Origin of the sequence: Spiroplasma melliferum KC3, from assembly GCF_000236085.2 — a bacterium.
Classification (GTDB): Bacteria; Bacillota_I; Bacilli_A; order Mycoplasmatales; family Mycoplasmataceae; genus Spiroplasma; species Spiroplasma melliferum.
This window is the reverse complement of the sequence record NZ_AGBZ02000001.1, coordinates 712,203-734,573: the sequence shown is the minus strand read 5'-3', so window position 1 is coordinate 734,573 and position 22,371 is coordinate 712,203. Positions and strand designations below refer to the sequence as shown.

The following is a 22,371-nucleotide window of genomic DNA, read 5'->3' as shown; positions in this document are numbered from 1 at the left end:
TAACTCTTATTGTTTGATAATACAAGGATATTTCTTAATTAATTAAGTTTCTTAAAATTTCTTCAAGATTATTTACATCTTTTTTAATTAAACCATTTTCATAACCATAATGTGAAATTGTTGCATTATGATTAATTAAAAAATCAATAATCTTTGCATATAAACCAGTTTCTTTAATAACTTCTTCAAAAATAATAATTTGTTGGTATTTTTCCGTGTTAATTTGTTTTAACATTTCTTTATCAACTGGATTAATAAAACGAGCATTAATAACATTAATTTTTTTTGTATCTAATTTTGTAATAACTGTTTTTGCTTTAATTACATTATTGCCATATGTTATTAATAAAATTCGTGCTTTAGGATTTTTAATAACATATTCTCACTGTCCAACTGAAAACGGTACTGACAAAACTTGTTGCGTAATGCCACCTTTTGGATACCGAATAAAGAAGGGATTTTTTTTATTTATTAAAGCTAACTTTAATAACTGATCAAACTCACTACTAGTTGCGGGTTGGCTAATAATTGGTAAATCACCCATACTATTTAAAAAACCAATATCATAAATTCCATGGTGACTATCGCCATCCGCAAGTGCTAAACTAGCTCGGTCAATTAAAAAAACAACTGGTAAATGGTTACGAACAACATCATGTAAAATTTGATCATAAGTTCGCTGTAAAAAACTAGCATACATATTCACAATTACTTTTTGATGGTCTAAGGCAAACCCAGCAGCTAATGTAACAGCATGTTCTTCCGCTAACCCAACATCAAAACAATATTGCGGATTTTGCAACATAAATTCTTCTAAATGAACTGATGCTTGCATTGCAGCAGAAATAAAATAAAATTTTTCTGTTGCTGTTTGAAATATTTTTTCAATAGTTTTTGCAACATAATAACTTCATTCATTATGTTTATTATCAGTTAAACTATACGAATGATATTTCTCTTGTTCTGCTTGGCTTAATCCATAACCATAGCCTTTTTTTGTTTTAAGATGAAGAACTACACTTGCATTTCGTTTTTTTGCTTGGCGAAGGCTTTTTGCTAACTTACGAAAATTATGACCATCAACTGCCCCAATATAATCTAAATTAAAACCAGCAAATAACCCTGGAATTGCAAAACTACGAATAATTTTCTCAATTAATAAATGCCCCAACCATAATAATGTTAATGGTGGAATATATCGTAAAACTTTTGCAACTTTACTAGCACTACGATATAGTCATCCAGTTCGGACTTTACTAACTGCTGTATGTAAAACATTAACATTTTTGGAAATACTCATGCCATTATCATTTAAAATAACAATAATTTTATTAGAAATTGTTCCTAAATAAGTTAAAGCCTCTAAAGTTAAACCATTAGTAAATGCTGCATCACCAATGACACAAATAATATTATTATATTTTTGATTATAACTATAAGCAATTGCGGTTGATAACCCCGTTCCCGCATGACCGTTAGAAAGATGATCATATTTACTTTCGTTAATATGCTGAAAAGCAGTTAAACCATCCGCTAAGCGAATTGTTGAAAAATGTGTTTTACGATCAGTTAAAATTTTATATGCATAAGTTTGATGACCAGTATCAAAAATAATCAAATCATTATTGTCAATGTCAAAAGTTTTTAATAAACTAATTGTTAATTCAACTGTTCCTAAATTGCTAGCTAAATGCCCCCCATTTTTAGTAACTGTTTCAATAATAAGACGACGAACATCCGCTGCTAATTCAATTAAAGCTTTTGTTTTTAAATTTTTTAAATCAGTATGATTCTGATAATCTTGTAATTTCATTTTTTAACCCCACTTAATATTTTTGTAAAAAATAATTAATTTGTTGAACAAAATTATTGAAATATAATGGTGTAATTTTTCCAATCAAATAATGGCAATGGGCTGTTACATCTAATTTTATTTTATAAATTTCCACATTACTGCTATCTTTTAATAACTTTCTCATTACTGTTAAATTAATTAAAAACACAAGATAGTAACCATAATTAAAATATAATTCATGATTTGGCAGGTTAATAAAAGGTTGATAAAAAACATTAGCAATAAAGTTATAAAGTAAATTAAAATTATAATACATCTTAATTTTTGAATTAGTAATATCAATATCGGCAAAAATTGCTTCCTCATAATTATTACCAAGGTAATTAACAAAAATTTTATTTTTTAATTCCTTAATTACTTTTAAAATTTGTTCTTGTTCACGTTTTACCCCACTATGACGAATATATTGCATATGATAATAAATTAAAACTAATTTAATTAAAATAATACTATCAAAATATTCTTGTTCATCTAAATTATTTAATCGTAATAAATAAACAAAATTTTTAATTAAAATATCTTTTTCATCAAAAGTTTTAAAATCTTTTAAAATTACACGACTTAATTTTAATTCATGCAATTTTTTTCAAATTTTAATATTATTTTTTTTAACTCAGCCACTACGTTCAAAAATTTGTCCTGCCATAAATTATTCTTCATTAACTTTAAAATCAGTTGGATTATTATCCTTAACAATTTTAGTGACTTTATCTTTAATATCTTGTAATTTAGTTTCTGCTAATTTTGTTAATTTAATGCCAGTTTCAAAAGCATCAATTGCTTGATCTAATGGCAATTGATTATTTTCTAAATCATTAACAATTTGCTTTAATTGTTCTAAAATTTGTTCAAATGATTTATTATTTGTCATTTTTTTCACCATCCTTATTAATTGCTTGTACGATTGAATGAATAATTCCATCTTGCACACGTGTTATTATTATATCATTATTCTTAATATCATGTGTTGTTGATATTACATTTTTATTATCATTATAAGTAATACTATAACCACGAGTTAATGTTTTTAAAGGACTTAACAAGTCTAATTTGCTTACTAAATTATTTTTTTCATGTTCAATTGTTAAAATTTGTTGTTGAATTGTTCTTACCAATGTTTGATAATAATTTTGAATCATATTTTTATTTGCTATAAAGAATGTTTCTTGTAAAACATTAAACTGCTTTAATAATAATTGATAAGAATGCTCATATTGTGTATATAATGCTTGTGGTCTTGTTAGAACATAACTATTTTTTAATTCGCTTAGTTTATCTCCTATCTTGTCAATTCTGCCTTTAACAAAATTAATTAAATTACGTCGTTGTTGTTGCAAATAATTAATTAATTCTTTTTGATCAGGTGTTGCTAATTCAGCCGCCGCCGTTGGTGTTGGTGCTCGTAAATCACTAACAAAATCAGCTAAGGTAAAATCAATTTCATGCCCAACAGCTGAAATAACTGGGATAGTTGCTTGATAAATTGCCTCAACAACTTCCAGTTCATTAAAAGCTCATAAATCTTCAATACTACCACCACCACGGCCAACAATTAATGTATCAAGGTGTGGAGTAAAGGACTGTGCTGCCTTAATTTTTGCTCGAATATCATGTTTTGCTTCACTTCCTTGCACTAAACTTGGAAATAAATAAATGTTTGCTTGTGGAAAACGGCGATGAATGGTAGTAATAATATCACGAATCGCAGCACCAGTTGGAGCTGTTATTACCCCAATATTATTTGGAAAACGTGGAATTGGTTTTTTTAAAGATTGATCAAACCAACCTTTTTTACTTAATTCTTGCTTTAATGCTTCATATTTTAAAAATAAAGTACCAACCCCTTGTAAAGATAAAGCAACTACTTGTAAACTATATGTTCCTTGCGGTTCATATACCTTAATAGAACCTGTCGCAATAATTTTTAAGCCTTCTTTTAATTTAAATTGCAAGTTTTTTGCATTAAATGCAAACATAATTGCCCGAATTTGTGCTTTTTCATCTTTAATTGTAAAATAAACATGTCCTGATGAATGATTTGTAATATTAGAAATTTCTCCTTGTAAAGAAATATTAATTAAATTTGGTTCTTGCTCAATCATTGTTTTTAAATAATAATTAATTTCACTAACCGTATAAATATTTTTACTCATTTGCCCCCTCCATTATCAATATCTTCCAATTAATAATATCATTGAAACAATAAAATAATAAAAAAAGAAATGTTATTAAAGGAATAACATTTCTTCTTCTTTTTAAAAAAATAAATTAAAGTACTAATTGCTCTTTTACATCTTTTCGATAAATAAAATAATATAAAAATGGTAAGAAAATTCCTCCACTTAAGAAATTTCCAAATAAAGTTGGCAATTGAACATTGTAAGCAAATTTCCCAAAATCTGCTCAACCACCACTTGTACCAAATATTTTTAAAAATGGTTGTAAAAATCATAAATATGAATTAGCAACTACATGCGAAAATCCAGAAATTGCAAAAGCCATAATAATTAAATTTACAACAAAAAATTTGGCAATTGCTGATTTAGTCGTATGTGCAGCATAAATAGATCCAGCAACTAAAAAGTTACATAAAATCGCGCTCCCAAAGTTTTCTCATCATGTGTGTTCTAATTTTCCATCAATTAAAATTGCAGCATTATTATAAAAATCAGTTACAGAATCAGGCGTATGATTTAAAAAACCACCTCACGCCGTTAAACCAGCCATTACTAAACAACCAAGGAAATTACCACTTAAAACAATAAACAAATTACTAACAAATCTTCCCACATTTAATTGTTTTTTAAAAACAACAATTAATGCTAAAGAATTCGACGTAAACATCTCTCCCCCAAGAAAAACAATCATTGTAATCGCAACAGTAAAGACTAGGCCAAAAACTAAACTTTTTAATCCAATTGGGATATTATCTCAGTTTCCCTTTGTTGCCGTAATTGCAGCAATATAACCAAACCCAATAAATAAACCAGCAGCTAAACCCATTAAAAATGTTTTATAAAATGGACTATTTCCTTTTTTTAACGCATACTTATAAATATTTACAAAACTATCCTCATTACTATAACTATCTGAATTATCTACTTTTTCTTCTTTTTTAATTTCGTCACTCATTTTTTCTCCTCTTTTTCACATCTTATTTCTCTATAAATAGTACTTTATTATTCTATCATAAAAAATAAAAACCTAGATATAATCTAGGTTTAAAATAATTAATAACCAGTATTTTTATATTTATTTTAAAATAATTCAACTAGGTTATTATTTCAAATAACAAATTTTTTAATGCCATATATTTGTCGATAATCGTTTTTATCATACAAATATCAAGCAGCAACAGGAATTTTCTCAGTAATAGTTATTGTATAATTATTAAAATACTTAATGCCATCTGTTAATTGATATTTTTCAATAAGACTATTAAATGAATCTCAGTAATGAATATCAATGTCTTTAATTAAATACCCATAATCTGTTCCAATTTTAATATTATAAACTAAATCATTCGTTGACATATTTAAAAATTTGTTATTATTGCCATAAAATCTAAGATAGTTATTTTTTAAATCTAATCCAAACATTCCTAAATAATTACTTGCATAATTTTTAAACATAATTGTATTGTTTAAACCATTAGGACTCATTTTGAATTTAAATATTTTAAAACTTTTTCTACCATTTTTTTCATTTAAGATTAATTTTACATTAATAAAATATTCTCCATTGATTTTAATTGGTTCAAAATCTAAGTCTATTTTTAAATCATTAATATCAATTGTTTTTGGAATATTAAATAATTTTGCAATAAAACTAGGATTTTGATAGTCCTCGGCAAAATTTAAATGTACATCTTTTGCAGTAATATCATTAATATTATTATCTGACTCTTTAATTTCTTCTTGAACAATTGGATTATGTTCTGTATTTATATCAGCAATGTTATTTCAAATTGGTTTAGTTAATACTTTATAACGACTAATAATATTTTCAATTTCATAAGTTGGCCATAATCCTCATTGTTTGAAAAAAGGTGCTAAATTATAGCCAGTTACTTCCGAAGTTATTTTAATAAATTCTTGTTGTTGTTTATCATTCGTATTAAAACGAATAAATGAATTAGGGTCTTGATTAATTTCACGATATTTTTGACTTAATAATGGATAAAAATTTTTCCCAAATGCCATATGTAATTGTCAAAACATTCCTAATTTAGTTCATAAACCTTCATCACCGGGTATATTATTAAAATCTTTTTCATTAATAGGTCTCGATAAATATGCTTTTATTCACTGTTGTTTTTCTGCTTCTTTAAAAATTCTTAACTGATAATTTGATTTTTCTTGAATAAATAAGGCACTTATATTAACTGTAACTTCAGTTAAGTCCGTTCATTTATATTGTTCGGTTTGATAAGTATGCCCCGTTTCATGTCATAATCCTCATTGATCATTAAGAGGATTTAAAAATAAATCTTTTCCCGCATTAGAACTATTGTGAAACATAATTCGACCATAACTAGCATTTGCATAACCACCACTCTTGTCTGCATTAGCAATATGAATGTACTGCGGATATTTTTTATTTAAACCAGAATAACTTTCATTTAAACCATATATTTCATTGCTTCAATGTCAAACATTATCTCAATGCAATAATGTATCATTAAAAGAACGGTTCAGCATTGGTAATACTTGATTTCTTATCATTTTTGTTTGCATTGTCGCAAAGTAATGTTTTGATATAAATTCAACAAAAGGTGAATCAGTTGTTTGAACTAAACGAATAAATTCATTTTCATTTGTTTCGTTTATTTTAAAAGTTGGAACTTTAATAATACCTCATGGATTATTAGATGTTATATTTAATATTTTTAAAGAAGTTTGATTATTGTCAGCAATATAAAGCATTCCTGATTTATGAGGAGTAATTAAAGTTATCTCGCCAGTAATGCCATATTTGGTAAATTGCGAATATTCATCATTAATCCCTAAATCAGCATATGTTCCTCATTGCCCAATTACAAAAGCGACTGGAATGTTATTAGTATTTACAGTAATTTTATAACTAAAACCTGCTCGCAAAAAATAGCCCGTTGGTTTTAATTCAGAATGATCAAATCATCGATTTTCTCTAAATCTTGCTTCTCCTGCTGTAACAATCCCAAAATTTTGAATATTATTTTTAATTGATTTTACATTAATGTTTTTATGATATGAACTTACAGCAACGACACTTGGAATCCCACTTCCAACTATAGCTACTGTTCCCAAATAAGCTAATAATTTTTTCATAGTTAGTTTTCCCCTTAATATTTTAAATTTTTGTTTTTTGTTTTTTTAACATAAATTTAAAACATCAGGTGGTTTGAATTCTTTTACAAATAAAGAAATTCAAATTGTAAGTAAAAAATTAGTTAAGATTATTGTTCTTTTAAAATATAAGAGTTCAATAAAGTAAAAGGTTAATAACATAAATACTCCTCGTTTTCTTGCAAATCGTGTTTATTTTATTAACCTGAGTCAAAGGTTTTACAATTTGATTATAGCAGTTTGTTTTATTAATACAATAAATAAATAAATAAAATTGATATAATTTATCTGTTAAGGCAATTAATAAATAATAAATTTTATAACTTAGGAAGGATAGAAAAAACTATGTTATTTTTAACAAATATAACAAAATCACAAGAAATTTGAAATAAAATTATTTCAATTGGAATGCCATCAACAATTGCGGTTATCGTGATTATTTTATTATGCTTAATTATTAAATATCTTAAAATTAAACGAATTATTTATACAATTATTTTATTAATCATTATTGCTCTAATTTGTATTGCAATTTGATATTTTAAAGACAATATCTTAGGAATTGTCTCAGAATATATTAAAATTGATAAGATAAAAACATTATAAATCTAATAATGTAAATAGTATTAGATCCTATTTTAAGAACTGTGCAAGGAATTATTAAAGCGGCTACAAAAGTTGCTGATTTTACCTATGATGTTTTTAAAAATAACAATGGTAGTGCATTAAAAACGGTTAATTTAAAAGATAGTAAAGTTAATTCATTACAGTTTACATAAAGTAAAAATAAATATATAAAAAGACTGATTTTAAATCAGTCTTTTGAGTATTATGTTTCGTTGATTAAATTCCTAAATCAGGATAACTTGGTGCTTTTGGCTGTTTGTCTTCATCATTATTTACTACAACAGCTTCAGTTGTTAATAACAAGGCACTGACACTACCAGCATGTTGTAAAGCATAACGAGTTACTTTAACTGGGTCAACAATTCCTGCCTCAATCATATTTTCTCATGTATTTGTTGCAGCATTATAACCAATATTTTCACTTTGTTCTTTTAATTTATTAACAATAATTGAACCATCAACACCAGCATTAGCAGCAATTTGACGAACTGGTTCTTCAATTGCTCGTAATACAATATTTAATCCTAATCTTTCTTCATCATTTAATTTTAAATTTCCTAATTTTTTCCCCACTTGTACTAATGCTGTTCCACCACCAGCAACAATACCTTCTTCAACAGCAGCTTTAGTTGAATTTAAGGCATCTTCAATTCGTAATTTCTTCTCTTTCATTTCTGTTTCAGTTGGTGCACCAACTTTAATAATTCCAACACCATTAGCAAGTTTAGCTAATCTTTTTTTCAATTTATCTTGTTCAAATGTTGATTTTTCATTTTCAATTTGATGACGAATAAAATCTTTGCGAGCTTCAATTTCTGCACGTGTCGCTTTTCCTTCAATAATTGTTGTTGTATCTTTTGAAACAATTACTTTTTTTGCAGTTCCTAAATCATCTAAAGTTAAGGTTTTTAAATCCATTCCTAAATCACCATTAACAAATTTACCTTTTACTAACATAGCAATATCTTCTAATAAATCCTTACGGTTGTTTCCAAATTCAGGCGCTTTAACAACACAAATATTAAAAGCACCACGCATTTTGTTCAATAATAATGTTGGTAAAACATCACCATCAACATCATCAGCAATAATTAATAATGGACGTCCTTCTTCAACAATTTTTTCTAAAATTGGTAGAATTTCTTTCATATTACTAATTTTTTTATCCGTAATTAAAATATATGGATTTTCAAATTCTGTTAACATTTTTTCACTATCAGTGACCATGTATTGTGATAAATATCCTTTATCAAATTGTAATCCTTCAGTAACACTTGTTTCAGTATTAATTGTTTTTGATTCTTCAATCGTAATAACACCATCATTACCAACTTTGGCCATAATTTCAGCAATTAAAGCACCAATTTCAGGGTCTTTTGAACTGACACTTGCAACTTGTGCAATTTCTTCTTTTGACTTAATTTCCTTTGCTGATTGTTTTAGTAAATCCACAATCGCTTTAACTGTTTTTTCAATTCCATTACGAATAGCTACAGCATTTGCACCAGCGGTAATATTTTTTAATCCCTCTTTAACAATTGCCTGAGTTAAAACAATCGCAGTTGTTGTTCCATCACCAGCAACATCATTTGTTTTATTAGCAACTTCAGCAACTAATTTTGCTCCCATATTTTCAAAATGATTACTTAATTCAATTTCCTTTGAAATTGTAACACCATCATTAGTAATTAATGGTGAACCATAAGTTTTTTCTAATAAAACATATTTTCCTTTTGGTCCTAAAGTAACTTTTACTGCATCAGTTAATTTATTAATTCCATTAAGTAACTTCATTCTTGCTTCTTCAGCAAATTTAATTGATTTTGACATAATTTCTATTCCCCCTTTAATTTTATTCTTCAATTACACCTAAGATATCTTCATTCGAAATTAAAACTAATTTTTTATTATTAAATTCAATTTCAGTTCCAGCATATTCGCGATAAAGAACTTTATTATTTATTTTTCCTTCAAAGGCCTCATCTTTACTAACTTCGGTACTAATTGCAATTATTTTTCCAATATGACTTTTGCTTTTTTCATCTTCTGGTAAATAAATTCCATTAATAAATGTTTCTTTTTTTTCTTCTTTTTCTAAGACAATATTTTTTCCTAGTGGTTTAATCATATAACATTCCTCCTTATTAATATGACTATTAGCAAATGGCATATGTAACTGCCAATAATATATTTAACAAATTTTATTAAAAAATGCAAGTATTTTTAGAACAATATAAAGTACTTTTTGATAATCTTATTTTAACGATTCATTTCATCTTCATCATCTCTAATATTAGTTGAAATATACTCAGATAATATTCTTTTTTCAATTTTTTTATTATAAACTTCTCCAACTATAATGTCTGGTGATACTTTAGCAACAATTCGGATACGTTGTTTTTTGTTACTATTATTTCAAACAGCATCAATTTTGTTTCAATTATTTCATACCAAATTAGCAAATGATTCCATATATTTTAATCTTTTAATTCCTCAATCAATACAAACATTTCTTGTTTTAGAAAACATTTCTGCGACAAAAAAATTAATAAATTCTTCTTTTGTTTGTACAATAGTACGATAAATAATGATTTGAGTTCATAATGCTGGTCGAAATGAAGCATATAAGAATTTAGTACTTGTAAAAATACTTTCTGATGAAGTTTCAATTTCATCTTGATTATCATTAAAACTTCTTTTGACCCTACCTTCTTGTTTAACATTGTTTGTTACATTCTCTTGGTTATCTTGACTAATAAAATAGGCATTTATTAAAAATGAGCCAACATTAATAATAGCAATTAACATCAATGCATTTTTTTCATTAAAATTATCCTTTCTGTTTATTTTTTTTAATTGATATATTTAAATCTTATCGTATTAATTAATTTTGTAAATTGTAAATGCAAGTGCAACTTGATTTGTTTAAAGGTACTGGGGTACTTTTTTTTTTTTTTTTTTAAGTATAATTATGAGTATCACACAAAAGGAAGGTGACAATTAGATGAAACGGTTATTAACACTTTTTAGTATTTTTGTTTTAGGTTTCGGTAGTAGTTTAGGTGTTGTTAGTTGTACAGTGCGAGCAAAACATGACCTTGAAGAAGATGAGTTAGACCACAATCAAGATCTTGAAATTTTAAATCAAATAAAACAGGAAACAAAGCAAACTTTGTCAACATGATGGCAAGCAAAGACAATGATTGATATTATTAAGAATTATCCAGATCAAATATCATTATTTGAGGAACTAGTCGCAGAGGTAAAAACAAAAAATAATGGTTTATTAACTTTAACGAGCACAACAATTAGTAAATATCGTTTTTTACATCAGTTGCTTGTTGGTTTTAAAGCAGAGTTTAATAATTTGAATTAACATTTACAAAATCGATATTCAAATTATTATGTTGATACAATGCCATTATTCTTAGAAGAAAATAACATTTCATTTGATTTATATAATATCAATTTTGAGAACATAGCAAAACTATTAGCAGATACTCCGCAAGCAGTATTAGGCATTACAGTCCAGGTTAATATTGCTTATGAAGTGCGCTTTAAAGGATTATCAGTGTCGGATAACATTCAAGGTTTAATAACTACAACAAATGATTCCGAAGTTCTAAATAATATTCAAGATAAAGTTGAAAACTATTTTGTTAATTTTCTTGATACTATTTTTAAAGCCAAAAACTATCAAATTATATTGGAGCAATTTAATATGAACAAGGATATTGTTTGACCAATAATTAGCAAAGAATTAAACGACAGGAATATTTCGTTTCAACATAATATTCAATTCCATTGAATCTTGGGGACAAATAATTTTTCTAATATTTATCTGCTTCAAAATTTTTATCATTCGTATTCTGTTTTGGCGTGGGCCGGTGAGGGTTATGAGCCAGAGCAATTAACATGGCAAAATTTTCTTTCATTTTATAAAGAAAAACTGATTCATATTGAAAATATTCAGGTTAAAGATGATTATTATGTTATAAACAAACTAACATGGTTTATTCCACAAAATTTTATGATTGAAAATCTATTATTTAAAAATAATTTATCTAAGATAAATTTAAAAGAAAAAAGTTATTTCACGATATTAAAAACGCAACTTGACCAACAATTGGAAGAATTTGCAAAAGTAACAATGGATTTTTGACATTATTATCAATTAGAAACATATAATAATGGTAATCTTGTTTTTAAACTAAACCAAGACATATTTAATGACCTATTGTCATATATTGATAAACAAAAATATATTAATTATTGAGACATATTCAAAATTCTTATTAATACTTATCGAAGCTCATTACAAAATCCAACACCTTGGGATTATAACCTACAAAGTTATAATCCTACTTCAACTACTAATTTTATTAAAAATCAAAAATCTTTGATAATGGAAATAAAATATTTTCAGACATACCCAGATAGTAAAATAAACTTTGGTTACCACGGTTGAGCGTATAATTTCTGAATTCACCCCAACCCTACTAAGGAGAACAGTGGTTATGACAGTGACGGCAAATGATTTTTCTTACAAAAAATAGAATTTAAACTTATTTAAGTTTTTAGGAAAAATTTAATTAAATATGTAAATTAAAAAATAAAAATCTTTCAAAATTGAAAGATTTTTATTTAAAAAAGTTTTATGCTTGTCAACGTAATTTTCATCCGGCAACACTAACATATGTTCCAATTAAAGCAAGAGAAACCCCTAGATATATACCATATGTTGGTGTAAAAACAAAGTTTTGTCCACTTCATGCTTTTAAAAATGGATCCATTGTATATTTAAACGGATTAATATAAGTAACATATTTTAACACGTCGCTACTATTAATTAACTCGGCTGGAATAAAAGCCCCACTTAGAAAAGCAATTGGCATGAAAATAACATTTGACCCTGCAATAAATGATGTTGTTGATTTAAAAATTGATGCTAACATTAATCCTAATGCAATTGTTGAAATAAACACCAAGATAACAAACGGAATTGCAGCAACAAAATTATTTGGTGCAGCAATTTCTTTTCAACCAAATGTTGGTCCAAATAAAATGCCTGCTCATAATAATGTTCATAAGAACGATAACACAATAAAAATCATTCCAACAATCATTACTGAAAAAACAAAAAAGACTGGTTTAATATTTGTGGCTCCAATTCGTTTCATTAAAACACTATTCTTAAATTCTAAAATCGTTTGTGGAATAATAAAGATTCCAACTGACATTGCTTGGACCATTGCTATTGAACCGACTAAGGTATGAATATTTTGCCCTGGATTGTTATTTAATTGTTTAAAAGCAAATCCATTTAAAAATAATAATAAAATCGGATAAACAATTAAAAAGAATGGAACAAAAAATCCTTTGTAATAGTATTTTAACATTAAATCAATTAATGGTTTATTTTTACCACGTAAACGACCATCACAAATCCATTTATCAACTTTATTAACCCGTGGATTTGTTTTTGCTTTTTTAACAGCAGCTTGATATTGTTGTTCTAAATCAGCTTTTTTATTTTTTTCAAACATTTGTCACGTAAAATTATGAACTGAACCATATTTTGCAACAATGTCTTTGACTTGACCAGCTTCTTTAATTTGACCATTGTGAACATAAATATATTTTTCACAAAACTCTTCAACTTCACTCATCATATGGGTTACTAAAAACATCGCTTTCCCTTTATCAACAATGTTTTCTTGTAAAAAATGAAAAATTTCTGATCGGACTTCAATATCTAATCCAGTCGAAATTTCATCTAAAATAACTAAGTCTGGGTCATGGATTACTGATAATAAAATATTTAATCGTTGTTGTTGACCACCAGAAAGACCTTCAACAAATTTATTTTCCATTCCAATTAATTGATATGTTCGTAACAATTCCCGCAAATGCCCATCTTTCATTGGAATATTAAATGTATTTAAATAGTATTTAATCATATCCATTACTGAAATCCCAATTGGATATTTTGATTCTTGGAACTGTAACCCTATTGTTAAATTTTCTTGCCGATGAACTTTACCAGTTGTTGGTTGTCGAATTCCACCAATAATTTCACTTAACGTTGATTTACCACTTCCGTTGGCTCCAATTACTCCAATCCGATCACCTGGATTAATCACTAAATTAACGTTATTCAAAGCAATTTTATTTTTATATTTTTTTGTAATATCAACTACTTCCACTAATGGTTTCGTTGCATCAATTGCTTTGCGTTCCTTTATAACTACTTGTTTCATAGATTACCCCTTTCCTAGCTATATTTATTCAGTTTTAATTAATAAATACGCTTAGAATATTTTACCAAAAAAAATAAAAAAAGGATATAATTATCCATTTTATTTGTAAGAACTACTTCTTCTTAATTCTTGCATTTCAGCAATTAAACTTGATCTAAAACTGAATTAATATAACTAAAATCAACATCTTCGCCATATAATTTTAAAATTTCTAAACTTTCATTAATGACAATTGCTTTTGCTAAGTGCTGATAACAAATTTCATAAACTCCATATACTAAAACGGCTTTATGATAATTGCTTAAACGAACAAAGTCTCATCCTGGTTTTAAATGTTGATTAATCTTTGCAATAATATCTGACAGATTTGCTAATATTTCCTCAACTTGATTTGTTTCCACAGAAGTTGTTACCATTTGTGAAAAATCATATGCTTCTTGTTTTGTTGTTAAAACATCATGCTGTAAAACAAAGTGACGATATAACAAATTAATAATATTAATGCGTTCTTGGCGTTTTGACACGTGACATACTCCTTTAAATATAATGATATAAACAAAATAAACTACTCTTTTGTAACCGGTAATTATGCCGATGACTATGTTCACTTAATAAATGATGTAACATTAAAATTGTTTCATCGGCAAAAAGATCAACTGTTAAATCATCGTTTTTTTCAATATGTTTTATTATATCACTTCAATGCATTTCTTGTTGGTTAATTATTTGAATATTATTATAAGGCACTAAATCAGTAACACTAAATGGTTCTTTGCTATTAATAACAACTAAATTAATTGTGGCAGTACGTAAAAATTGTTTTGCATCAAGTAATTTAATCATTCGATTAATCATAAATTGTTGCGTTACAATTGGCGAAGTAATTAAACCTTTACTTTGTTCCCAAACGGGAGTTGTTAATGTTGTTGTTACTGGTTCAGATAATGTTCTGATTTTTAAAAAGTAAAGATTTTTTCGCGTTAAAATTAAGCGCGGAAAATAATATGTAATGCGAATAAAATCATCATAAAAAGCAACATTTTTAAAATATCACATATAATTAACGGTACGAACATATCGTTCAATAATTTTGTCAAATAACTGATATTGTTCAGGACGTAACTCTTGTTTTCAATGCAATGGTGGCAAACCAAGTTCATATCGAATTTTAGTTAAATAACGTCGCTTTTTAAATGTTAACATTTTATTTTTCCTTTCTTTAATTAAGTAAGTAAAAAAGAAACCTAGGGTTTCTTACGATGTCAAAAATGATTAGTTCGTTTTTGATGCGCATATCGATATTGAATTTCATCTTCTGGTGTTAATTTTTCAACTAATTCTTCATTATATCGACGTGCTAAAGCTTCTTGATAATCAAAGATTTTTTCTTGTACCCGAACATGAATCCCATCTACTAATAATGGGGCTTTAATTTCTGCCAACTTCAAAAATCTAATTTCTTTTGCATGTAAATAAAGCAATTTTCCATGTAATTTAGCATTTCTTAATAAAATATATTCCTTTTTATTACATGCTTCTGTAACATTATCTTCAGTATAAACATTATAGCTAAGAAAATGATTCTTATCTTGTGGATTACCTGCAAAAAACATTTCATTAGGATCCATCCGATCAATACAAATGATTTTTCCATTTCGTAAAAAATAAAGATGTCCTGTTTTTATATCTCTTATCATTTCTCGCTACCTCCTATCTCCTTAAGGTTTATAAATATTTGGTTGATATTTAACGAGGTGATAATTAATAATTAATACACTATTTTCTACTACGTGCGTCTTGCATTAGTTTTGCTTGCACTCGTAACGATTCAATTAAAGCTTGTCGATTTTCTTTAACTTCATCACGAATTCTTAATAACCGTCGGAATTCCTTTTGTCGTTTAATAAACTCTTCAAGGTTTCCTTTTGTATTTTTATATTTAATAACTTGTTTATTTAGCAATTTAATTTCAGCATATTGCTTTTGGTTTAATAGCATAACATGCTTGCGTAAAAGAGAAATTGATTCACTACGGTTTTTTAAAATTGCATCGTTTAATTCTTCATCATTAGCTTTAATTCCTCGTGATAAATTAATAGCCCGATTAAAATCAGCTAATTCTTGAGAAATTTGCCGGTTATATCCTTGTTCATATTGGCGGCGAACTTCAAATAAATATTCCGTCATTTTTTGCTCATAAACTAATCGTTCTTCAATATTTGGTCGTTTTGTTTCATCATAACGATGATTATAATTTGTTTTTTTATAAAGGTCTTCATCAAACAATAATTCTTGCTCATCAATGGTTACTTGGTTTGACTGATTATTAATAGCTTTCTTTGCTTTTGCAGTTTCCCGATCTTTTTTTATTTGTTTATAGTTTAGTTTTGCTGCAAAAGTTGTTTTTAACTGTTCTAATTGGGTTTGCTCGGCATCAGTTAATTTATGAAAGCGACTTTTATTTTCTAACCGTAAAATTAATCGTTCTTCAATTGATAATGGATCTTCTGCTGTTCGAATTATTTTAACTGGTTTTGGTTTTGGTGGAGCAATATCTCTTTCAGCAAATTCATTTAAACTAATTTCAACTGGTGATTGTTTAATTAAACGAACAAGAATTTCTTCATCTCCTTTTTCAATTTCAATTTTATCATTTGGGTCAACAACAAAGTCAACAATTGATAAACCATTTCGTTTAATTTGAGAAATTTGTTGCGCCAAGATTGGTCGTAAATCACGACGAATTGTTGTTACTTCTTCTGTTTCTTTTCGACGAATAATTGTTTTTGGTTCATCTTCGAAAGAATTTGATAATTCTAATTTATTTTTAACCTGATTAGCATCAAAATGATTTCAGGTTGAGAAAGTAGTAAACTGGTCATTAATGTGCTCACTATCTTTTGATGGTGGTTTCATTAAATTTTCTGTTTTAGAATTGGCATTTTTAACAGACATTTTCTTTGGCATACTCGTTTGCTTAGTAATAGTTGTTATTTCTTCTGATAATGACATTATTGGTGAAGATTGTGGTAAGAAAGGTTTTGATTTTGCCCCTACTTTCTTACTAGCTGCTTGTTTTGCTTTATGATTTTTTAATCTTTGCAAAACAGGAATTTCTTTTTCAACTCGATAACTATAATCAATAAATTTACTTTTAGCTCTTTGCTCTTCTCAAGTATTTCTTTTTTTATCCTTTAAACGAATGACACCTGTTTTTTTGGTTCCAACAACTTCATTAACATATTTTTGTTTTAACATTTGGTATTCGGGACTATTTTCATCTAATTGCCCTAATAAAACCTTAATTGTTGCTGGCGTTAATTTTTTATCCATTAGTTCTGTTGTATCTCGATCAGAATCAATAATGTTTCCATAATTGACACGAGAAGTTACGACAGATTCTGAGTCTTTTTCTTTTGCCATTTTCTATTCCTCTTTTATCTATTTTCTCTTTTTTTGATACCTATCTATATTATATAAAATTTTTGCACTTTTTTAAAGTTTTTTTGCTAAAAACCTTGCTTTTTATAATAAATTATTTATAATAATATGCCTTTTTTATTTAATTTAAGGATTATCAGCGTGATTTTGGGCCTTTTTTATGAAAATAACGCTGTCTTTTACTTTTTATTGATTTTTCGGTTGATAGCGGCAAAGATTCTTGTTCTGGTGGTTGATGATACATATTATATTCATCTAACAATGCTCGACCAATTTCTCGCATAAAAATAGTACCGTAGTTATCTTCTGTTGATGAAATATTATTAATGTCATTTCTATTTTTAAAAATTGGTTTTACTTGTAATTCTAACCCAACAACCTCACTATTTAATATTTTTTTATTTATCTTTGGTAATTTAACTGGTTTTGATAATGTTGCTAAATATTCTTCTCGTTTTTTTAATTCATTTAATCTAATTTGTTGTAAATCACGAAGTGCTAACTCTTGTTGACGCTGTGCTTGTTGCAATTGGTTTTTATTATTATTTGCTAATGCTTGTAATAATTGTTTTTGAACAATAGCATCTACTTCTTGCGCTCATAATTCTTTCTCTCGTGCTCATTGTAAAGCAACATCAGGTCTTTTCTGAGGGTCAATTCCACTTGAGGTAACCACTTCATCAAAATATTTACGAATTAAGTCGGCTGTTGATATTTTTTTATTACCCATTGTTAATTCCTCACCACTTTATCGTTACTATTTGTTGTTTCATTCTCTTCATTATTAGTTCTTTCAACTAAAAAGCCGTCAACAACCTTTTTTCCTTCAGTACGATATTTTTCAATTAAAATTTGTGGTAATGGTTTGGGTTTTACTTTTTTATTATTAAGTTTTTTTTGGTAACGCCGTTCTTTCCGCATATTTTTTTGTATTAATTTTTCTTTTAATAAACGCTGATGGAGTTTTTCTAATTGGCGACGATGAATTTCACGAATTTCGCGAGGATGATATCCTGCATAAGTATATTGATTTTCTGCTGAATCAACTGTTAAATCAGGTTTTTTTGTCGGATCAGCGTAATTAATTTGATAATCTTTTAATTCTTTCCGTGTATACAAAGTTAAGTTTGGTTCTTTTCTTTTACTAGAAATAAATGTTTGATCATTTCTTTCTGATACCAAATTAGATTGTTTTTTTACCGTTTTCAAATTAGAAACGTTAGTATTATTCTTTTCATAATCATTACCATATTTTAACTTTTTTAAATTAGGACGCTTTTTAGGATCAACAGTTGAAATATATTCATCGTTAATTTTTCGCTTTTGTTCAGTTAATGGTTTATTATTATTTTTGACAACTGTTATTTTAGTTGGCACACTATTTTGACTAGCTCCATTCAAGAGTGGTTGTTCTTGCTTGCTACTGATTATATTTGGAAAAGTTAAATTTGGGATAATTGCTTCATTTTTTCCTGTTAATAACTTTGGTTTAATTTTCTTTGATGGTTTCACCATTAATGGATTAATCTGTCTAGTAATATCAGTATCTAAATAAAGATCAGTTTTAAAAATTGGTTTTCGTTTTGGTTCTTCTTTTATAAAATTACGAATATATTTGCCACCAATTTGTTTCTTAGTTTTTCCTAAACTACGGGATAATGATTCTTTGACCATTTGATCACGTTTTTTAATAACATGTTCCGGATTAATCTCAATCGTTGTTTCATCTTTCTCTTTTTTGTGTGTTATTTGATGCATATGCTGTTTTCACTCTGAAGGATGTGAATTCCGACGTGATAATAATTCTAATTGATTTTTGCTTAAATTCATTTGGTCTTTAATTTCATCTAATGACCGTGGTTTAAGATCCCGTGATAAAGAATAATCTTCTTCTGGATGATAGCCTTCGCGTGCTCGGTTCAGATATGGATGGACATCATGCTTAGTATTATCTCGACGTGATAACAACTGTAATTGATTTTGATTTAATCCTCAATTATTTGCATGTTCCTTAACTTGTGCATTAAATCCTTTTAATGATTCAATCGTTTCTTCGTTTAAACTATTATTTTTTGAACCTTGCGTTTGACTTTGAAATCGGCCATAATGTTCGTTCCGTTGTCGAATTAATCGCTGTTGATTTGGATTTAACTTACTAATAATATTTTCATATTCTTCTGATGAAGAAGACACTTTCACAGGATTTATATTTTCATCTAATGCTAGTTTTTCATTCTTAGCAACTTGCTCAGTTGTCAAATTTGCTAAGACAGATTCATTATTATTTAAAAAAGTTTGACGTGGTTCTTTTAACTCTGATTCAATTGCTGCTTGTGATGCTTGATAACCACGGACAACTCGCGATGGAAATAAATCTTCAACTCGCGATAATTTTCGTTTTGCCAATAATTTTAACTGACTAGGATTTAATCCCATAGTTTTCTTGTTACTGCTTGCATTTTTTGTCAATTCTTTTTTAAATAATGATGACTTCTTACCTGGGATTTTTTTAAATTGTGCATTTTCTCCTAATAATAATTTAACAAATTTTTCATATTCTTTTTCATAACGTTCATTTCAATCAATTGAACTATTTGAATTTAAATTTTGATATTCTTCCATTAACTTTAAATATGGTTCTGATTTTTTTCAAGACTTAGTTAGCATTTTAACAAGCATTGTTTCATTAACATTTATTTTTAAATTATTATTAACTTCTTGTAATTGTTTTGTTTCATTCAATTTCTTACTAGCCATCATTTTACCTCAAATTTTAAATTATAACCGTCAATAAATTCTTTCTTTAAAATTATATCATTTTTTTCTTGCTTTTGATATTAATACTTGTATAATTAAGTGTAAATTGTAAAACTAAGCCATAAAAAGTTAATAAAATTATAACAAATTAAAAATAAAAATCAATAATTACAAAAAATAATAAAATAAATATTATTTTTTGTAATTATTTTCAAAATTATGAAAATAAGCACAACAAAAAATAAACTTTATTAATCTTATACATTAAATATTAATTTAATTTACAAATATTTTTTTAAAATATTGTTTTGATGTAAAATATCCCAAACACGGTCTAATTGTAGTATTTAATATATCTAAAACAGATTTTAATTTACTACGAATATTAATTAACGGTTCATTTTGGTTAAATCAACGCCTTAAATCTCTATTTATCCGTTCAACTAATGCTTTTTGTTTTGGTTTACCAGGATCACAAAAATAAACTCTTATTTTAAAACATTTTTCTATTGATTTTCATTTATAAAATTCCTTTCCTCTATCTGTCAAAATACAACTAAATTTATTACTACCAATTTGTCTAATCATTTTCATTAAAATCATTAACACAATACTTGATTTTTTAGTAAATAGAATATCATAAAAAACTATTTTAGATTTCCGATTTACCAAAACTAACAAATAAAAATTACCACAATCAATAGTATCCATTTCTCAAATTCCACTAAAACTTAAATCATCACCATAATCATTTAAAAATTGCTTATAATTTCTAATATTAAGCAATACACCACGATTATCATTTTTTTCACCGTTTTTTGTTTTTCGCTTTTTATTTTTAAAATACAAATTATTTTTTGATAAATTAAAATAACTTAATCTAATATATTTGTACATTGTTTTAAAACAAACACCAAATTTTATATTATATTGTAATTCATACGACATAATAATATTTTGTGGAGAACGACCAAAATTATTATACTCATTAGAAAAATAACTTAATTCTTGTGAATTTATAATTGAATATTTACGACATTGTTTTTTATTTTTATCGTGTATTTTTTGTGATTTTGTAGCATTATAATCATTAATATTATCAAACATATTTAATTCTTCTCAAATAGTTTTATAATTTCTATTCATTTGCTTAGCAATTTTTCGAATATTAATTGTTCCATTTTTCTTTTTAAATAATTCATTATCTTTTAATTTTTCTAAATTTACTCTTTCATTAATATCTAATCTTTCATATTTTTTCACACTCTACCTCCTAAAACAATAAAATATGTTATGATGTATACAAAGCAATTATAACATTCTAAATAAGGAGATAAAAATATGAAAAAATGACTTAGCATTTTAGGAGCAATCGGATTAACAGCAATAAGTACAACATCATTAATTAGTTGTCAAAAACCAAATAACAATGAAAACGGGGGGGGTAATAAGCCAGAACCACCATATAATCCACAAAAACCACAACAACCGCCAGTTGAAAGCAAATGAAAATTAGTTGATGATGTTTGAGAAGAAGTAAAACAATCATCAACTAATTTTCAATTTTGATGAACCAAATTAACTATTTGTAAATTATCAACACTTTTTTCTAATTTATTAATAATTTCAACAGTATTAAAATATTTCGCAAAAGAATAAAAAAAATTAGTTAATTCTTTTAAAAATTGTTTTTTATCAACATCATAGAACTTATCAATATTATACTGTTTAGCATAAATATCTCAATTTTTATATAAATCCATAAACTCATCACTAGGTTTATCAAATGAAATTCCCGTTGAATAACTATCCTTTAAAAAATCTAAATATCACTTATCATTATAAGTTAATGATTGTGATGTTTTTAAAGTGGGGTTAATAAAGTAATTTGTTTCTGACCAATTTTCAAAAAAACTACTGCGTAAAAACATTGTATTAATAAAATCAGTTTCATTCATTCCCGTTGTTTGTTGATTAACAGTATAATTTTTCTGATTTAATGGTTTGAATGCTGTTAAAGTAATAAAAGGAATAATTAAACCTAAAATACCTAAAATAGATATGGCAAATAAAGATAATGATTTTTTCATATTTATAATTCAAC

General features: G+C 26.6%; 21 protein-coding genes and 1 pseudogene. 4 read left to right on the top strand and 18 right to left on the bottom strand.

From position 1 onward, the window contains the following. Nucleotides 1-34: 34 nt before the first annotated feature. From SPM_RS03570 to SPM_RS03545, 6 genes are all read right to left on the bottom strand, one after another. Nucleotides 35-1,813: a 1-deoxy-D-xylulose-5-phosphate synthase gene (locus SPM_RS03570; protein WP_004029030.1), complete on the bottom strand. Its 1,779-nt coding sequence runs from the start codon at nt 1,811-1,813 to the stop codon at nt 35-37. Between the two features lie 13 nt (nt 1,814-1,826). Beyond that, nucleotides 1,827-2,501, bottom strand: coding sequence for a hypothetical protein (locus SPM_RS03565; RefSeq protein WP_004029029.1), 675 nt, complete (start codon nt 2,499-2,501; stop codon nt 1,827-1,829). A gap of 3 nt (nt 2,502-2,504) precedes the next feature. Then, nucleotides 2,505-2,726, bottom strand: a complete 222-nt coding sequence (gene xseB / locus SPM_RS03560) for an exodeoxyribonuclease VII small subunit (protein WP_004029028.1) — start codon at nt 2,724-2,726, stop codon at nt 2,505-2,507. Beyond that, nucleotides 2,716-4,008, bottom strand: a complete 1,293-nt coding sequence (gene xseA, locus SPM_RS03555; RefSeq protein WP_004029027.1) for an exodeoxyribonuclease VII large subunit — start codon at nt 4,006-4,008, stop codon at nt 2,716-2,718. The genes xseB and xseA overlap by 11 nt, the downstream gene beginning before the upstream one ends. 115 nt (nt 4,009-4,123) lie before the next feature. After that, the gene (locus SPM_RS03550) at nt 4,124-4,987 is read right to left on the bottom strand and encodes a formate/nitrite transporter family protein (protein WP_180951648.1); all 864 of its coding nucleotides are present in this window, start codon (nt 4,985-4,987) and stop codon (nt 4,124-4,126) included. Between the two features lie 125 nt (nt 4,988-5,112). Then, the gene (locus SPM_RS03545) at nt 5,113-7,164 is read right to left on the bottom strand and encodes a M60 family metallopeptidase (protein WP_004029025.1); all 2,052 of its coding nucleotides are present in this window, start codon (nt 7,162-7,164) and stop codon (nt 5,113-5,115) included. Nucleotides 7,165-7,527: 363 nt separating this feature from the next. Here SPM_RS03545 and SPM_RS03540 point away from each other — a divergent pair, with 363 nt between their 5' ends. Both SPM_RS03540 and SPM_RS06925 read left to right on the top strand, forming a co-directional pair. Further along, nucleotides 7,528-7,788, top strand: a complete 261-nt coding sequence (locus SPM_RS03540) for a hypothetical protein (RefSeq protein WP_004029024.1) — start codon at nt 7,528-7,530, stop codon at nt 7,786-7,788. A gap of 41 nt (nt 7,789-7,829) precedes the next feature. After that, on the top strand, nt 7,830-7,961 hold the full coding sequence (locus SPM_RS06925; RefSeq protein ID WP_257986856.1) for a hypothetical protein: 132 nt from the start codon (nt 7,830-7,832) through the stop codon (nt 7,959-7,961). Between the two features lie 64 nt (nt 7,962-8,025). Here SPM_RS06925 and groL read toward each other — a convergent pair whose 3' ends face one another. The 3 genes from groL to SPM_RS03525 form a co-directional block, all read right to left on the bottom strand. Continuing rightward, nucleotides 8,026-9,639, bottom strand: coding sequence for a chaperonin GroEL (gene groL, locus SPM_RS03535; RefSeq protein ID WP_004029023.1), 1,614 nt, complete (start codon nt 9,637-9,639; stop codon nt 8,026-8,028). Nucleotides 9,640-9,661: 22 nt separating this feature from the next. Next, entirely contained in the window at nt 9,662-9,937 is a 276-nt protein-coding gene (locus SPM_RS03530; protein ID WP_004029022.1) for a molecular chaperone GroES, read from the bottom strand. A gap of 131 nt (nt 9,938-10,068) precedes the next feature. Beyond that, entirely contained in the window at nt 10,069-10,617 is a 549-nt protein-coding gene (locus tag SPM_RS03525) for a hypothetical protein (protein WP_004029021.1), read from the bottom strand. Between the two features lie 196 nt (nt 10,618-10,813). On the opposite strand from SPM_RS03525, the gene SPM_RS06820 reads away from it, so the two are divergent. Both SPM_RS06820 and SPM_RS06815 read left to right on the top strand, forming a co-directional pair. Then, complete coding sequence (locus tag SPM_RS06820; RefSeq protein WP_040584421.1) at nt 10,814-11,185, top strand: hypothetical protein; 372 nt, start codon at nt 10,814-10,816, stop codon at nt 11,183-11,185. Nucleotides 11,186-11,224: 39 nt separating this feature from the next. Then, nucleotides 11,225-12,382: a hypothetical protein gene (locus tag SPM_RS06815; protein ID WP_004029020.1), complete on the top strand. Its 1,158-nt coding sequence runs from the start codon at nt 11,225-11,227 to the stop codon at nt 12,380-12,382. A gap of 82 nt (nt 12,383-12,464) precedes the next feature. Here the strand turns inward: SPM_RS06815 and SPM_RS06610 are convergent, their stop codons facing one another. The 9 genes and pseudogenes from SPM_RS06610 to SPM_RS06410 form a co-directional block, all read right to left on the bottom strand. After that, entirely contained in the window at nt 12,465-14,069 is a 1,605-nt protein-coding gene (locus SPM_RS06610; protein WP_004029019.1) for an ABC transporter ATP-binding protein/permease, read from the bottom strand. A gap of 143 nt (nt 14,070-14,212) precedes the next feature. Then, the gene (locus tag SPM_RS03505) at nt 14,213-14,593 is read right to left on the bottom strand and encodes a transcription antitermination factor NusB (RefSeq protein ID WP_004029018.1); all 381 of its coding nucleotides are present in this window, start codon (nt 14,591-14,593) and stop codon (nt 14,213-14,215) included. Between the two features lie 13 nt (nt 14,594-14,606). After that, nucleotides 14,607-15,272, bottom strand: a complete 666-nt coding sequence (locus SPM_RS03500) for a hypothetical protein (protein WP_040584420.1) — start codon at nt 15,270-15,272, stop codon at nt 14,607-14,609. A 41-nt stretch (nt 15,273-15,313) separates the two neighbouring features. Further along, entirely contained in the window at nt 15,314-15,766 is a 453-nt protein-coding gene (locus SPM_RS03495) for a hypothetical protein (protein WP_004029016.1), read from the bottom strand. 79 nt (nt 15,767-15,845) lie between these two features. Next, entirely contained in the window at nt 15,846-17,492 is a 1,647-nt protein-coding gene (locus SPM_RS03490) for a hypothetical protein (protein WP_040584419.1), read from the bottom strand. Between the two features lie 151 nt (nt 17,493-17,643). Next, complete coding sequence (locus tag SPM_RS03485) at nt 17,644-18,240, bottom strand: hypothetical protein (protein ID WP_004029014.1); 597 nt, start codon at nt 18,238-18,240, stop codon at nt 17,644-17,646. A gap of 2 nt (nt 18,241-18,242) precedes the next feature. Further along, entirely contained in the window at nt 18,243-20,267 is a 2,025-nt protein-coding gene (locus tag SPM_RS03480; protein WP_004029013.1) for a hypothetical protein, read from the bottom strand. Between the two features lie 276 nt (nt 20,268-20,543). Then, a complete protein-coding gene (locus SPM_RS03475; RefSeq protein WP_040584418.1) occupies nt 20,544-21,530 on the bottom strand; it encodes an IS30 family transposase in 987 nt (328 codons plus the stop codon). 284 nt (nt 21,531-21,814) lie between these two features. After that, nucleotides 21,815-22,357 (bottom strand): annotated as a pseudogene (locus SPM_RS06410) (spiroplasma phage ORF1-like family protein); the annotation flags it as partial. Between the last annotated feature and the right edge of the window lie 14 nt (nt 22,358-22,371).